This is a genomic window from Nitrospira sp. Ecomares 2.1 (assembly GCF_965152585.1).
The window spans coordinates 127,895-142,080 of sequence record NZ_OZ224219.1 but is presented as its reverse complement, the minus strand read 5'-3'; the positions used below and the strand labels follow the sequence as shown (position 1 = coordinate 142,080).

Genomic DNA, 14,186 nt, shown 5'->3' with positions numbered 1-14,186 from the left:
CTTCATGATCGTTCTTGAAGGGCCAATTGCCAGGTTTTTTTTGCATGCGCCCGGCGCCGTGACCGGTAAGTAAATTCACGCTCCTTTCTTGACGCAGCCCTCTTGATTGGGAACCGAAATGACCCCGTCGCAAGCCATTCTTTCAGACGCATGGCAGCCTTCCTCCCAAGTAGCGCTCCGTGCCTACCTGGGATTCAGGCTATTTCCAGCATGCAGCGCTCATGACAGGCAACCCTGATTTCAAGAAAATAGGACATTCAGACAAGCCACGTTCTATACCTGAAGAAAAAAACGATAGGTATTGAGTGTACTTATTTATTGAGAAATACAAATAACGGATTACCGGTCGTCAAAATTCTCCTGGACGAGCTTACACCTCTCACATTTTAGCATCCACAAGGAGGGCAATGGCCTTGCGGATTTGCTCACGCGCACCAAGAAGGACGAGGACATCACCTGGCTCCAGAATCGTTTCGCGAGAAGGATTTGATTGTGTTACGCCATTCCGGGTAATCGCAATCACAGAAGCGCCCGTCCGTCCATGGATATGCAACTGTCTCAATGGTTTCCCCAACACGTGAGAATCGTTTTCCACCCGACAGGTATCGACTTGCACATCAGCCAATGTTCCAGCACGTAGATGGTGAGCTAACTCAGGTAGCTCCCCTCGCCGAAGCAGGAGATAACCCTCCCTACGAATTTGTTCAACTTTGTCTTGGATCATGGCCTTCGGCGTCTGGTAGGTACGAAGAACCAAGGCAAAAATCTCAATGGATGTTTCGAATTCCTCCGGCACGACATCATTGGCTCCTAACTCTTGGAGATCCTGCAATTCCTTTAAATATCGTGTTCGTACGACAATATGAAGAGTGGGATTCAGCTGTCGTGCTTGCTGGACAATCCGGCGCGCTCCAAATGGGTCAGAGGTCGCGACCACGAGCACTCTTGCCAATATGATCCCGGCCTGAGTCAGCACCCTGGGATTCGTCCCATCCCCGTAGAAAATGGTGCCTCGGCCTTTTTGATCAGCCTGCACGACATCAGGATTAACGTCCAGCACAACAAATGGAATTTCCATATCACCTAAGACCCGTGCAAGATTCCGCCCATTTAAACCATAGCCCACGATGATGACATGATCTTTGACTTTGATTTTGGTGCTTTGTGACGCATGGGACTGACGTCGAGGAAACCAATGCTTCAGGCGGTCAAGCGCCTCGGTCCGTCTAGCCAGACGGGGAGCCCATTGAATCAAAAAGGGCGTAATCGTCATAGACAACACCGATACTGCAAGAAAAATATTATAGGCTTGCGTGTCCAATAACCCTTCCCCCTGACCCACTCGTGCAAGAATAAAAGCAAACTCTCCCACCTGCGCTAAGGCCACCCCAGTTAATAATGCAGAAGACACGGGAGCCCCAGCTAGGAACACTGCTCCGGTTCCCGTAAGGAATTTTCCCAAAACTACAAGCACCAACATCCCCATCACCAGGAGGGGAAATTCAAAGATGACCGAGGGATTCATTAGCATCCCCACTGAGACAAAAAATAAACTATTAAAACTATCCCGAAAGGGAATGACTTCGGCGAGCGCCTGATGACTATATTCAGATTCAGAAATCACGAGGCCCGCGATAAAGGCACCAAGAGCCAATGACAGCCCCGCGAGAGAGGTCAACCAAGCCGTTCCCAGCCCCAACACGATAATCGACAAGAGAAATAGCTCTCGGCTTCGAGTCCCCACAATAAGATGAAGAACATGAGGGACCAAAACCCGTGCAGCCAGCACAATTAACCCCACAACCATGACGGATTTCACAAGCGTTTCGACAATAACCCCTGTCTCCCCTTGGGAACCTGTCCCCAGTACCGGAGTCAGTAAAATCATAGCCACCACGGCTAGATCCTGGAAAATAAGAATCGCCATAGTTGCTTGCCCATGTAGCGCATCCATTTCCCCTCGATCTCCCAGAATCTTGAGGACAATGGCGGTGCTGCTCAACGACAACAACAGACCCCAGAAGACCGATTCCTCCCAGGATCGACCCAATAACCATCCCCCAAGCACTACGCCACTGAGCATGCTCAAAATCTGCAGGGGACCACCAACCCATAACAGCCTTCTGGAAGCCCGTATGCGAGAAAGAGAGGTTTCCAAGCCAATGGTAAACAACAACAACACCACACCGATTTCGGCAAGAGTTTCGACTTGGTGCAGATCAGAAATGAGGTTCAACCCATGGGGACCCACTAAGGTGCCAGAAACTAAAAATCCCGCAACTGCCGGTAGCCGGATTTTTTGAAAAACAAATACAACCAGAACGGAGATAGAAAAAATAATGAGGACATCTCGTAGGATGTGGACTTCACTCATAAGTCGAGTGGGCGGCGATGGCAGGGATTCAGCGTATTCCCCATACCTGACATAGACACGATAAAGAAGTTTGGGTGGATTTCAAACACCCATCATCCCTCGGATCGAGGGAAATGTCTACTATTCGCTTTGTCCCACTCATCTGAGATAGAACCATGCTATTACGGATAGGGGAGGAAGAAGGATCAAGGGGAGAATCGAGATGGGGCATTCCAGACCCATCCCGATCAATTGAGAAAATTAATAGCCTTTTACGAGTGGACTGAAGAGGAAAAATCCTGAAAGAGCCAGGGAGCCTCCTGAGCCCGGCGCTTTTCATAGGCAGTAATCGCGGATTCATGTTGAAGCGTGAGTCCAATTCCGTCCAATCCCTTCAACAAACAATCCTTGCGAAAAGGATCCAGGGTAAAGGAATACTTCTCCCCTTCGGGAAGAATGACAATCTGCTGAGCTAAGTCGACTGTGATCTGATATTGGTCAGTATGAGCTACTCGGTCAAACAATGTTTGGATGACTTCTCCTGGAAGCTCGACGGGGAGAATCCCATTCTGAAAACAATTGTTGTAGAAAATATCGGCAAAACTCGGAGCCACAATACAACGAATGCCATAATCCAACAAAGCCCATGGAGCGTGCTCCCTTGAGGATCCACATCCGAAATTTTCACGGGTCAATAGAATCGTGGCCTGTTGATAGCACGATTGGTTGACAAAAAACTCAGGATCCTGAGACCCATCCGCACGCCGCCGCCAATCGGCAAATAACCCCTCTTTGAGGCCGGTGCGATGGATCGTTTTCAAATATTGTTTCGGAATGATTTGATCCGTATCAACATTGCCACGATTTAATGGAGCAACCGTTCCGGTCAATATGGTAAACGCTTGCATATCTATCTCCCGTTTAAATGTAGTGGAAGCAGATGATCTCTTGAAGGCAAAAGAATTCCCTTATTGATCTCACATCTTCCAATCACGAATATCAACAAAATGTCCCTCAACAGCAGCAGCAGCAGCCATAGCAGGGGATACTAAGTGGGTCCGTCCACCCTTTCCCTGACGCCCCTCGAAGTTTCGATTACTGGTTGAGGCACATCGTTCTCCCGGTGTGAGCACGTCCGCATTCATGGCGAGGCACATACTGCATCCTGGTTCACGCCATTCAAAACCCGCGTCGCGAAAAATCCGATCCAAACCTTCCTCCTCCGCTTGATGTTTGACTAACCCTGATCCAGGCACCACCATGGCTTTGACGCTTTGGGCAACGTGCTTTCCTTTGGCATACCGTGCCGCCACCCGTAAATCCTCAATTCGTGAGTTGGTGCAGGACCCGATGAAAACTCGATCGACCCGGATGTCACATATAGGGATACCACCTGGCAACCCCATATACGCTAAGGCACGTTCTGTTGCCATCCGCAGTTTTTCATCCGGAATGGATGCCGGATCAGGCACATGACCATTCACATCAGTCACCATTCCGGGATTGGTCCCCCAAGTCACTTGAGGTGAAATATCCTCCCCTCGCAGCTCAACAACCTTATCAAACCGAGCTCCAGGGTCTGTTTTCAATTTCAACCAATCCGACTTCGCCTGCTGAAACACCTCCTCCTTCGGACTAAGCGGCCGATTCTTCACATATGCGACCGTCAATTCGTCCGGACTGACCAGACCAGCACGCGCTCCCGCCTCAATAGACATATTACAAAGGGTCATCCGGCCTTCCATTGAAAACGATCGGATCACCGAACCCGTATATTCCACGACATACCCGGTTCCACCACCAATACCAATTTGCCCGATAATCGCCAGTATGACATCTTTGGAAGAACAATAATCAGGAAGCGTGCCCTCCACCCGAATTTCCATAGTCTTGGGTCGTTTCTGGACCAAACATTGCGTCGCCAACACATGCTCGACTTCTGAGGTGCCAATGCCAAACGCCAAGGCTCCAAACGCCCCATGAGTCGATGTATGGGAATCTCCACACACAATCGTCATCCCCGGTAGCGTCAACCCTTGTTCAGGTCCGATGACATGGACAATACCTTGACGGATATCCTCCATCCCATAATAGGTAATTCCAAACTCTGCACAGTTGCTTTCCAAGGTTGAAATTTGCAAGGCACTCATAGGATCGGCAATGCCCTGCGACCGATCGGTGGTTGGAACATTGTGATCGGGAACAGCGAGCGCCGCAGTTGGACGCCTTGGCCTCCTGCCAGCCAACCGGAGTCCCTCAAAGGCTTGCGGGGAAGTCACTTCATGCACGAGGTGTCGGTCAATATACAATAAGGTTGTCCCATCTGGCTCTTCACGAACCACATGCTGATCCCAAATCTTTTCAAACAATGTTTTGCTTGCCATGGAATACATCCTTCTTTCTTTTTGAAAATTTCGGACTCTAATTATCTACATTTGCTCCCTTCTGGCAAGTGCCAGGAGGAGCTTTTTCCAGATTTGGTTTCAGATCCGCCTTTTCTTTGTGGTCTTTTAAGACTTCTGATATACTTTTCCCTACGACAGTGAACAATCCAATCTGAAACTTTCACCTTCTCGATACTTAGGTGGAAATAAGTGGATACCGGCTATCATTCATCCAGCCCCGAACCAATCTAAAGGGTTTCCGGCCAGCGGCGAAGAACGACTCAACGTCGAATATCAAGGTTAACCGGAAAATCAGACATAGAAAAGTAAAGTTGATCTATTTCCCCTGTAGCACGTAAAGACTCTAACAATCCTATTTCCGACTCCGCCATTGTCGCCCACCCTCTGAAATTGATAGGTCTCAACACTTCTCATGGGTATATTCAATTATTTCATTAGCCATTTTTCCCAAGACATGGCCATCGATTTAGGAACTTCCTCCACATTAATTTATATCAAGGGCAAAGGGATTGTCTTGAACGAGCCCTCCGTGGTGACAGTTGAGACAAACTCAAAAAAACTTCTGTCGGTTGGGGAAGAAGCAAAGCGAATGATCGGGCGAACCCCTGGCAATCTCACTGCCATTCGTCCCATGAGAGAAGGTGTTATTGCTGATTTTGACATGACAGAACGCATGTTGCGCCATTTTATCCAAAAAGTTCATCGCGGGGGAACTCTGCTCAGGCCACGAATTATTATTGGCGTCCCATCCAGAATCACGCAAGTCGAACAACGTGCCGTTAAGGAATCAGCCGAATTGGCTGGTGCACGGGAAGTTTATCTCATCGAAGAACCGGTGGCCGCTGCAATCGGAGCGGGATTGCCGATTACCGAGCCTTCCGGCAACATGGTGGTGGATATCGGAGGAGGCACAACCGATATTGCCGTGATCTCCCTGGGAGGGATCGTTTACAGTGAATCAGTCCGGGTTGCGGGCGATCAATTAGATGGAGCCATCACAAACTATCTCAAGCGGGAATACAGCTTGCTAATAGGCGAACATATGGCAGAACGCATCAAGATGGAAATCGGCTCAGCCTACCCTCTGCCTGAAAAAAAGCAAATGGCCGTCAAGGGGCGAGATGTGGTATCCGGCATCCCCAGAACGATTCTTGTCGACGACAATGAGATACGAGAAGCTTTACATGATTGCCTCACCACGATCATCCGAGCCATTCGTCTAGCCTTGGAGAACACTCCGCCGGAATTGGCAGGAGATATAATTGACCGAGGGATCGTGCTGACCGGAGGCGGATCAATGCTTCAAGGGCTGGATAATCGACTACGCGAAGAAACGTCCCTACCCATTGTTACTGTCGATGACCCCTTAACCTCGGTCGTCTTAGGAGTAGGAAAAACTCTCGAGGAATTTAGCCTCCTTCGGAAAATTTCTTCGCATTCCAGGCTGAATCCCTGAGCTTCCCTCTATTTGCATGCCTCGATCAGAGCCGAATTTTCCCATACCTACAAGTATCCGTCGAGTTCTAGGAGTTATCTTCATTCTATTCCTCGCACTCCTGCTGTTTCTGCCGCGACAATCTCAGGAATGGTTAAGTCATGTAGGAGGACCTTTCGCACGAATATTGGAGGTCCCCCTGCATGCTGTAGCCTCAGTACAGAATTCTATCCGTCAAGCGTGGGACCACTACATCGCACTACAAGATGCCTGGGAAGAAAATCAACTGCTAAGGCAGGAAGTTCAGCGCCTACAAGGAGAGAAGAATTTCCTTCGAGAAAAGGCCATTATTGCCACGCAATTTCAAGAATTACTGGCGTATCAGGAAACCACGCCCATGACGACCCTTCCGGCTCGAATCATCGGCCGAAATGTGTCCAATTGGTATCGGTCCATAATCATCAATAAAGGCAGTCAAGACGGCATTCATCGGGAAATGGGTGTCATCACTGATGCCGGAGTGGTAGGACGTGTCGTACGAGTCAACCCCACGACATCCATCGTGCTTCTTCTTTCCGACCCCAATGTCGCAATCACCGGGATGATTCAAAAAAGCCGGGATGAGGGGCTGGTACAGGGAACCCCTCAAGGAACCATTCATATGAAATATCTGCCTCCTCTTTCCCCCGTTCAACCAGGAGATCCAGTGGTCACATCTGGATTAACAAATGATTTTCCTCGTGGACTCCAAATTGGCCGGATTCACGAGGTCACCAAAGCCGATACCGATTTATTTCAATTGGGGGAAATTGAGCCAATTGTAGATTTCACCAAACTGGAAGCGGTCCTGGTGATTACCTCATTTCAGCCTGCGCTCCCTCCATCATTACCGAAACCGGCGGTCTCTCCTTCTCCCTGATGTAATCACGTGGCGATTTTTCTCAACATTGTTCTGTGCTTTGGAGTGGTTCTGGCCCAAGCCGTCTTTAGCACCATCCTTTCCGTCAAAGGGATTTACCCTGATTTATGTTTCATCTTGGCCTGCTTAATCGGGTTTCTTTCAGGCGAATACAAAGGACTGATGATCGGACTGACGGTGGGACTATTTCAAGACTTACTCACTCCAGGCGGAATTGGGCTCAATATGGTCATAAAGGCACTTGCCGGTGGCTTGGCCGGCATCACAACCCACACATTTTCCACAGTCACCAGTGCCTCAGTTCTGCTCATCACCTTCGCGTTGTCGTTAGGGTGTGGATTAGCCTCTCTCGTCGTGGCATACCCGGAACTAAATAGCCTCGACCTCTTACATGCCTTCTCCTCAGGACTGATCCCACAAGGCCTCTACAACAGCCTACTAACCCTGGTGATGTTCTGGTTAATCAAGTTCATTGGCCAATCGGTGAATATGGTACACTTAGGCCAGAAACCTCGATAAGACCCACACAATGTTGGACACTTCCCGCCAAGCCAATGAACTTGCCGATATTCAAAACCGACTAATTTTCGTCAAGATCGGCTTTCTGATGCTGTTGGTGTTATTGGGGCTCCGTCTTTGGCAACTACAGGTTCGGGACGGATTGCACTACCAAGACCTCGCCCGCGACAATCGCACTCGAACTATTGTCTTAGAACCGGCTCGCGGGCTTCTATATGATCGGAACGGCGAACTTCTTGCCAATAATATCCCCAGCTTCCAATTGTATCTTTCTTTGGAAGACCTACAGGATCGTGAAGCCCTTCTGGCTCAGTTACCTCAGTTCGTCGATATTGACCAACAAGAGCTTTCCCATAAACTAGCACTCAAGAGTCGAAGAGGCCGAGTTAAAATTAAAGCCGATATTACCCTTAAAGAGGCATCGCTCATCGAATCGCACCGGCTGGAACTTCCCGGGGTAGTGATTCAGCCGGAATATCAACGTCACTATCCACTTGAGAATTACGCCTCACATGTCCTGGGGTATGTGGGTGAGATTTCCGAATCCCAGCTTAAGGAGCCGGGATTTTCCGATCTTCAGGGAGGACGCATCATCGGGCAAAATGGAGTGGAGCGGACATTTGATGAATATCTTCTAGGAGAAACTGGAGAAGAAGTCATTGAAGTCGATGCCCTGGGGTATCCGAAACGGTCACTTTCCGTTCGCCGTCCCCTGGCTGGGGATGACCTATACCTGACTCTCGACATTCGACTTCAACGCCTCGCAGAAGACCTATTGGGAGGGGAGGCCGGAGCCATTGTCGCCCTGGATCCCTGGAATGGAGACGTCCTGGCGCTGGCAAGCAAACCTGGGTTTAATCCCAATGATGTCTCGGGAGGGATTAGCGCCAAAGACTGGCAACGATTTCTCAAAGATACCCGCCACCCCCTCACTAATCGCGCCATTCAAGGCCAATATCCACCGGGGTCGGTATTTAAAATCATTATGGCAGCAGCCCTCCTGGAGACTCAAACGCTCAGCGCACAGGAAATGATCCCCTGCCATGGAACATTTCCCTTTGGAAGGCGGGTCTTTCGTGATTGGAAAGCCGGAGGGCATGGTCAAGTCGACTTAACCAAAGCCATTGCGGAATCTTGTGATGTGTACTTTTACAAGGCCGGCAATCAATTGGGGGTTGATCCCATCTCCACCTTTGCCCGTCAGTTCGGATTAGGTGAAAAGACAGGCATTGCGCTCCCTTCAGAACGGTCTGGCCTCGTCCCTTCCACGGAATGGAAAAAAAGAGTCAAACAGGAACCATGGTACCCCGGAGAGACCATTTCAATTTCCATCGGGCAAGGATTTTTAACCGTGACCCCCCTTCAGATGGCGAAAGTGTCTTCCATCATCGCGACCAATGGACGAGTGGTCCAACCCCGGTTGCTCAAAGCCTCCCGACTTCGACGAACCGGCAATCTTAAAGAAGTTCCTGAGCCACCCATTCGCCAATTAGCCATCTCTCCCCAAACGTTTGCGCATATCAAGGAGGGATTGGCTGCAGTCGTCACCAGAGGAACAGCCAAACTGGCCCAATCAGAGTTCGTGAACATTGCGGGTAAAACTGGAACAGCTCAGGTCGTTGCACTGAAACCTGATGGGGACAAAGATAAGAACAAGGAGACTCAAAAGGAATTTCGAGACCATGCCTGGTTTGTGGCGTTTGCACCCGTAGAACATCCAAAGATTGCGGTGGCGGTATTAGTTGAACATATGGGGCATGGAGGCTCGGCGTCCGCTCCCTTAGCCAAGACCCTCATTGAAGCCTATATGGGCTATGAGACCACTCAACAGCCTGCTCCCTCTCTCAGAAACCCAATCCCTTAGGGACGGAGAACGACTCAACTTATGTCATTGATGAACGACAATGTAAACCGCCGAGGCCTGGATACCTTCGATTGGTGCTTCCTGGGTGTCATTATGGCCATCATCTCTGTGGGCATCATATCTATTTATAGCGTCACCAATACCCAGGCAACTGGAATCCCCATTTATCTCAAGCAAGCCACATGGATGGTCGTCGGCTCCTTAGCCTTTTTGGTCGCGGTAGGTATTGACTACCGCAAACTCGCTCGTTTTTCATATCTGCTCTATGGGATCGGGCTGATCTTACTTATTTTCGTGTTAATCGCAGGCAAAACCAGTCGAGGATCTCAAAGATGGATTCCACTTGGCCCCTTTGCGGTGCAGCCTTCAGAATTCATTAAAATTCCTTTGCTACTCATGCTGGCTACCTATTATGGGACAACCACCCGCGAAGGCTGGGTGCGTCGATTGATCATCCCCGGACTCATCGTGCTTCCTGGCTTCCTACTCATCCTTAAGCAACCAGACCTAGGAAGCAGCCTGGGCTTTCTGGCCATTTTTCTTGTCGTCGTTCTCACGGTGGGGATGAAATCCAAAGCCTTTGGGTTTATCGTATTGGCGGCCCTCATGCTTTTCCCGTTTGCCTGGGGCGGGGTCTGGGGCTCCCTTCACGAGTACCAACAGGATCGGATTCTCAGCTTTGTCGATCCCAATTCTGACCCGGGAGGCAAGGGTTATCACGGGCTTCAATCGCGCATCGCTATCGGTTCCGGCCAAATACTGGGAAAGGGCTTATATGGGGGCACCCAAACCCAATTTAAATTTCTTCCCGAAGGCCATACAGATTTTGTCTTTGCGGTTTTTGCCGAAGAATGGGGCTTTATTGGATCAATGGTCTTACTATCCTTATATATTCTCTTGTTTTTGATGGGTTTAGAAATCGCGTTCAAAGCCAAGGACATCATCGGAGCACTCCTGGCTGTCGGAGTGGTGACCATGTTGGCCTTTGGAGTTGTGGTAAATATTGCGATGACATCAGGGCTGGCTCCTGTAGTGGGCATTCCACTCCCCCTCATGAGCTATGGAGGCAGCGCCATGGTGGTGAATCTCACAGCTTTGGGGCTCTTGCTCAACGTAAAACGGAGACGCCTGTCTCTGCTTTAGGTATCATGTACCCTGCGCTTTGATTTTGATAGTGTTGGACTGATTATCGCATAAAGAGGAAAACAGCGAATAATTCAATTCAGAAAATCCCAAATCCGTGGATTTTTCCCACACTTGCAGGAACAAGGAAGTGTATACACAGAACCATCTTCAGTTGGTTCCATACAGTACTCAATTACAATTATTACCAGAAGGGGCACGAAGCTATCTCAGATTTTGACAGGCAGATCCAACAAACTGGCTCCGCCACACCAGGAACATCTCTTCACCAAAGAGGTGTCGAGGAATAGCTTCTGGTCCCTTCTGAGAATGTAGGGAGATCACTATGGGAGTAGAAATTGCGATTAGTGTCACTCGTGAAGAAACACGGGTTGCCGTGCTCGACAATCGTGTCGTAACAGAATTGTATGTCGACCGTCCAAGAAAAAAAGACTTTGTGGGAGACATTTACAAAGGCAAGGTCATTAAAGTTCTGCCTGGTATGCAAGCGGCCTTTGTCGATATTGGACTGGATCGGGCCGCGTTTATCCACGTATCCGATCTTTCGGTCGGAACCGAACCCGGGGATACCCTCGTGGATAGTGAAGAGGATGAACGAAGTCAAGACCTCCCGCGTCCACGACGCCAAACTGCACGCCCCATTGAAAACCTGTTGACAGAAGGCCAGGAACTTCTTGTGCAAATTTCCAAAGGCCCCATCGGTACCAAGGGACCTCGGATTACCACATACGTCTCCCTTCCCGGACGATTCTTGGTCCTCATGCCCAATGTCGACCATATTGGCGTGTCGCGAAGAATTACAAAAGAAGAAGAGCGACATCGTTTGAAGGACCTCATGCGGCGCATCCGGAAACCCGAATATGGATATATTGTCAGAACCGTGTGTGAAGATGTACCGGAGGACGATCTCCAAACCGACGTGAGATTCCTCACAGCATTATGGGAAGACACGCTCAAAGCTGCCGGTAAACAACCAGCCCCGTCCCTCTTGCATACGGATCTCTCCCTCCCGCTCCGGGTGGTACGGGACTTATTCACCAAAAAAGTCGACCGTCTGCTAGTTGACGCAAAACCGGATTTTGAAGAAGTCAAAGACTTTGTCCGGCGTTACCTTCCGGAACAAGCCTCCCGCGTACATTTCTATGACAAGAAGCAGGAAGGGTTATTCGATCACTTGGGGATCGAATTGGAAATTACCCGAGCCCTAAGCCGGAAAGTCTGGCTCAAATCCGGAGGGCACATTGTCATTGACCACACAGAGGCCATGACTGTGGTAGACGTCAATACGGGACGGTTTGTGGGGAAACGCGACCAGGAAGAAACGATTTTAAAAAACAATTTGGAGGCCGCGAAAGAGATTGGCTACCAGATAAAATTACGCGGCATTGGCGGCATTATCATTATTGATTTCATTGACATGGAACGGGAACGGAACCGTGAAAAAGTGTACCAGGCTACATTGGACGCTCTGGCGGGGGATAAGGCTCAAACCCGTATCTCACGTATTTCCGATCTTGGGCTCATTGAAATTTCCCGTGAACGAGTCCGTGAAGATCTCTTACGGACGTTATCGGAAATTTGTGGTGACTGCGAGGGAAGAGGGTACACCAAATCTACCATGACCGTTGCGTATGAAATTTTTCGGGATATCCGGCGCATTGGAATTACTCGGGGACAACCCCAACAAATTGTGGTCGGTGCCAACCCCAAAGTCATTGAGCTCATTTTCGAAACCGAGCACAGTAGCATTGAGCAACTCGAACAGGAATTCCAACAACAAATATTATTTGAGGCAGATCCATTACTGCACCTTGAACAATATGACATTGTTGTAGTAGGGAAATTGGCGTCACGCGCCGAATCTCGGACCGCATCCTAGGAGTCTACTCTGTTAACTGTACCATTTGCCTCCATGCACAGAAAGGAGAGGAGACCCAAATCCCTCCTTCAACTCTTGAAAAATCCGGAACACTCCATCATCCGGAGTCGAAGGTGGAATAATTTCTTGGTAGAGAGCCATGCGGACGAACCATCTGACGGTGGTCTCCAGACGCATACTCCCTATCCTCACAGAGAATCTGAATGACCTCACCCTTACAAGGATGGTTGGAACTTTTGGCAGTCAAAGGACTTGGCCCTGTCACTTACACCAGACTCATCAACCGGTTCGGCTCGCCTGAAGCCATTCGCTCCTCGACCGCCCACACACTCGAATCAATCGGGGAAATTTCTCCCTCATTGGCCAGGGCTCTTCATCAGCCTATATCTACCGATACACAAAATCAGATTGCCAAAGAATTGCAGGCCGTTCAGGATGGGCGATTCTCCATCCTGACACTCATGGACGCACTCTACCCGCCACGATTAAAAACCATTACAGATCCTCCTCCGTTACTCTGGTATACAGGCCAACTCCAGGACCGCGATCAACAGGCCCTTGCCATAGTTGGCTCAAGAAAAGGCTCCCACATCGGACGGACATTCACGCGACAACTGAGTGGCGATTTAGCTGCACTGGGCTTTACGATTGTGAGCGGCATGGCAAGAGGAATTGATGCGGCAGCTCACGAAGGAGCACTGGCCACATCCGGGAGAACCCTGGCCGTGCTTGGATGTGGCATCGATCAAACCTATCCGCCTGAGCACGATCCGCTACGACAACGCATTGAACAACATGGGGCCGTTCTTTCTGAATTTCCGATGGGAACCCCTCCACATTCTTACCATTTCCCTCAACGTAATCGGATTATCAGTGGACTCTCACTTGGTGTGATCGTCACCGAAGCCACCTCGCGGAGCGGGTCCCTCATTACCGCTCGAATGGCTTTAGACCAAAATCGTGAGGTCTTTGCCGTACCAGGAAATGTGACAAATTCATTGACTCGTGGCCCTCACCGCCTCATTAAAGAGGGAGCGAAATTAGTCGAAAATTCTTTAGATGTTGTAGAAGAAATTCTTCCTATGTTAGAACCCTCCTTCCGGGATCAACTCGAGAAACAACAAGGCGGGTTTCAGCCTCAACCGCCCACGCCTGCACTAGGAGCAGAGGAACAACATCTATTTGATTGCATTTCACTGGAGCCTGTTTCCCTGGACGATTTAATTAATCAATGTTCCTATGCCCCACCTGAAGTGATGAGCATTCTCTTGTCTTTGGAGATCAAAGGGCTTATAAAGCAGATACCGGGACTACAGTATCTCAGGATGAGCATTGGATAGTACTTCAACAGGTCAATTGTGCTCGTAAACGATTCATGATTTTCATCACTGTCTATGACTAGATCACTCGTCATGGTCGAATCGCCCATCAAACCACTATCCAAATATCTTGGACGCCATAACCAAGCATTGGCATCGGTGGGGGCCCATCTTACATGCGCACGGAAGTGTAAACCGGGCATTGACCTCGAACACCATTTTGACGGGGCTCTCGAAAAGAATAGATTTGTAAGATATGCCACTGATTTTCATGTTGGACCAAGTTAAAAAACCCCTAGTAAAATTCGCAACTTTTATCCGTCAGACACGGAGTTACAACCCCTTATCGC

General features: G+C 49.4%; 11 protein-coding genes. 7 read left to right on the top strand and 4 right to left on the bottom strand.

The genetic code is table 11. The features are described 5' to 3' along the window. Window positions 1–379: 379 nt before the first annotated feature. From ACWHYD_RS00670 to leuC, 3 genes are all read right to left on the bottom strand, one after another. A complete protein-coding gene (locus ACWHYD_RS00670; RefSeq protein ID WP_447964019.1) occupies window positions 380–2,374 on the bottom strand; it encodes a cation:proton antiporter domain-containing protein in 1,995 nt (664 codons plus the stop codon). A gap of 251 nt (window positions 2,375–2,625) precedes the next feature. Beyond that, window positions 2,626–3,261, bottom strand: coding sequence for a 3-isopropylmalate dehydratase small subunit (gene leuD / locus ACWHYD_RS00665; protein WP_447964018.1), 636 nt, complete (start codon window positions 3,259–3,261; stop codon window positions 2,626–2,628). A 69-nt stretch (window positions 3,262–3,330) separates the two neighbouring features. Beyond that, on the bottom strand, window positions 3,331–4,737 hold the full coding sequence (leuC, locus tag ACWHYD_RS00660; RefSeq protein WP_447964017.1) for a 3-isopropylmalate dehydratase large subunit: 1,407 nt from the start codon (window positions 4,735–4,737) through the stop codon (window positions 3,331–3,333). Window positions 4,738–5,170: 433 nt separating this feature from the next. On the opposite strand from leuC, the gene ACWHYD_RS00655 reads away from it, so the two are divergent. From ACWHYD_RS00655 to ACWHYD_RS00630, 6 genes are all read left to right on the top strand, one after another. Continuing rightward, a complete protein-coding gene (locus tag ACWHYD_RS00655; protein WP_447964016.1) occupies window positions 5,171–6,214 on the top strand; it encodes a rod shape-determining protein in 1,044 nt (347 codons plus the stop codon). A 16-nt stretch (window positions 6,215–6,230) separates the two neighbouring features. Further along, complete coding sequence (mreC, locus tag ACWHYD_RS00650; protein WP_447964015.1) at window positions 6,231–7,112, top strand: rod shape-determining protein MreC; 882 nt, start codon at window positions 6,231–6,233, stop codon at window positions 7,110–7,112. Window positions 7,113–7,121: 9 nt separating this feature from the next. Then, entirely contained in the window at window positions 7,122–7,631 is a 510-nt protein-coding gene (gene mreD / locus ACWHYD_RS00645; protein WP_447964014.1) for a rod shape-determining protein MreD, read from the top strand. 10 nt (window positions 7,632–7,641) lie between these two features. Further along, window positions 7,642–9,495: a penicillin-binding protein 2 gene (mrdA, locus tag ACWHYD_RS00640; RefSeq protein WP_447964013.1), complete on the top strand. Its 1,854-nt coding sequence runs from the start codon at window positions 7,642–7,644 to the stop codon at window positions 9,493–9,495. A gap of 21 nt (window positions 9,496–9,516) precedes the next feature. After that, on the top strand, window positions 9,517–10,638 hold the full coding sequence (gene rodA / locus ACWHYD_RS00635) for a rod shape-determining protein RodA (protein ID WP_447964012.1): 1,122 nt from the start codon (window positions 9,517–9,519) through the stop codon (window positions 10,636–10,638). A gap of 325 nt (window positions 10,639–10,963) precedes the next feature. Further along, entirely contained in the window at window positions 10,964–12,517 is a 1,554-nt protein-coding gene (locus ACWHYD_RS00630) for an Rne/Rng family ribonuclease (protein WP_447964011.1), read from the top strand. Window positions 12,518–12,529: 12 nt separating this feature from the next. Here the strand turns inward: ACWHYD_RS00630 and ACWHYD_RS00625 are convergent, their stop codons facing one another. After that, a complete protein-coding gene (locus ACWHYD_RS00625) occupies window positions 12,530–12,694 on the bottom strand; it encodes a hypothetical protein (RefSeq protein ID WP_447964010.1) in 165 nt (54 codons plus the stop codon). A 26-nt stretch (window positions 12,695–12,720) separates the two neighbouring features. On the opposite strand from ACWHYD_RS00625, the gene dprA reads away from it, so the two are divergent. After that, window positions 12,721–13,857, top strand: coding sequence for a DNA-processing protein DprA (dprA, locus tag ACWHYD_RS00620; protein WP_447964009.1), 1,137 nt, complete (start codon window positions 12,721–12,723; stop codon window positions 13,855–13,857). Window positions 13,858–14,186 lie beyond the last annotated feature (329 nt).

Coding starts and splice junctions, on each gene's coding strand:
- ACWHYD_RS00625 (WP_447964010.1), bottom strand. CDS start 12,694: ATGCGTCTGGAGACCACCGTCAGATGGTTCGTCCGCATGGCTCTCTAC.
- ACWHYD_RS00655 (WP_447964016.1), top strand. CDS start 5,171: ATGGGTATATTCAATTATTTCATTAGCCATTTTTCCCAAGACATGGCC.
- dprA (WP_447964009.1), top strand. CDS start 12,721: ATGACCTCACCCTTACAAGGATGGTTGGAACTTTTGGCAGTCAAAGGA.
- mreC (WP_447964015.1), top strand. CDS start 6,231: ATGCCTCGATCAGAGCCGAATTTTCCCATACCTACAAGTATCCGTCGA.
- ACWHYD_RS00670 (WP_447964019.1), bottom strand. CDS start 2,374: ATGAGTGAAGTCCACATCCTACGAGATGTCCTCATTATTTTTTCTATC.
- mrdA (WP_447964013.1), top strand. CDS start 7,642: ATGTTGGACACTTCCCGCCAAGCCAATGAACTTGCCGATATTCAAAAC.
- leuD (WP_447964018.1), bottom strand. CDS start 3,261: ATGCAAGCGTTTACCATATTGACCGGAACGGTTGCTCCATTAAATCGT.
- ACWHYD_RS00630 (WP_447964011.1), top strand. CDS start 10,964: ATGGGAGTAGAAATTGCGATTAGTGTCACTCGTGAAGAAACACGGGTT.
- rodA (WP_447964012.1), top strand. CDS start 9,517: ATGTCATTGATGAACGACAATGTAAACCGCCGAGGCCTGGATACCTTC.
- leuC (WP_447964017.1), bottom strand. CDS start 4,737: ATGGCAAGCAAAACATTGTTTGAAAAGATTTGGGATCAGCATGTGGTT.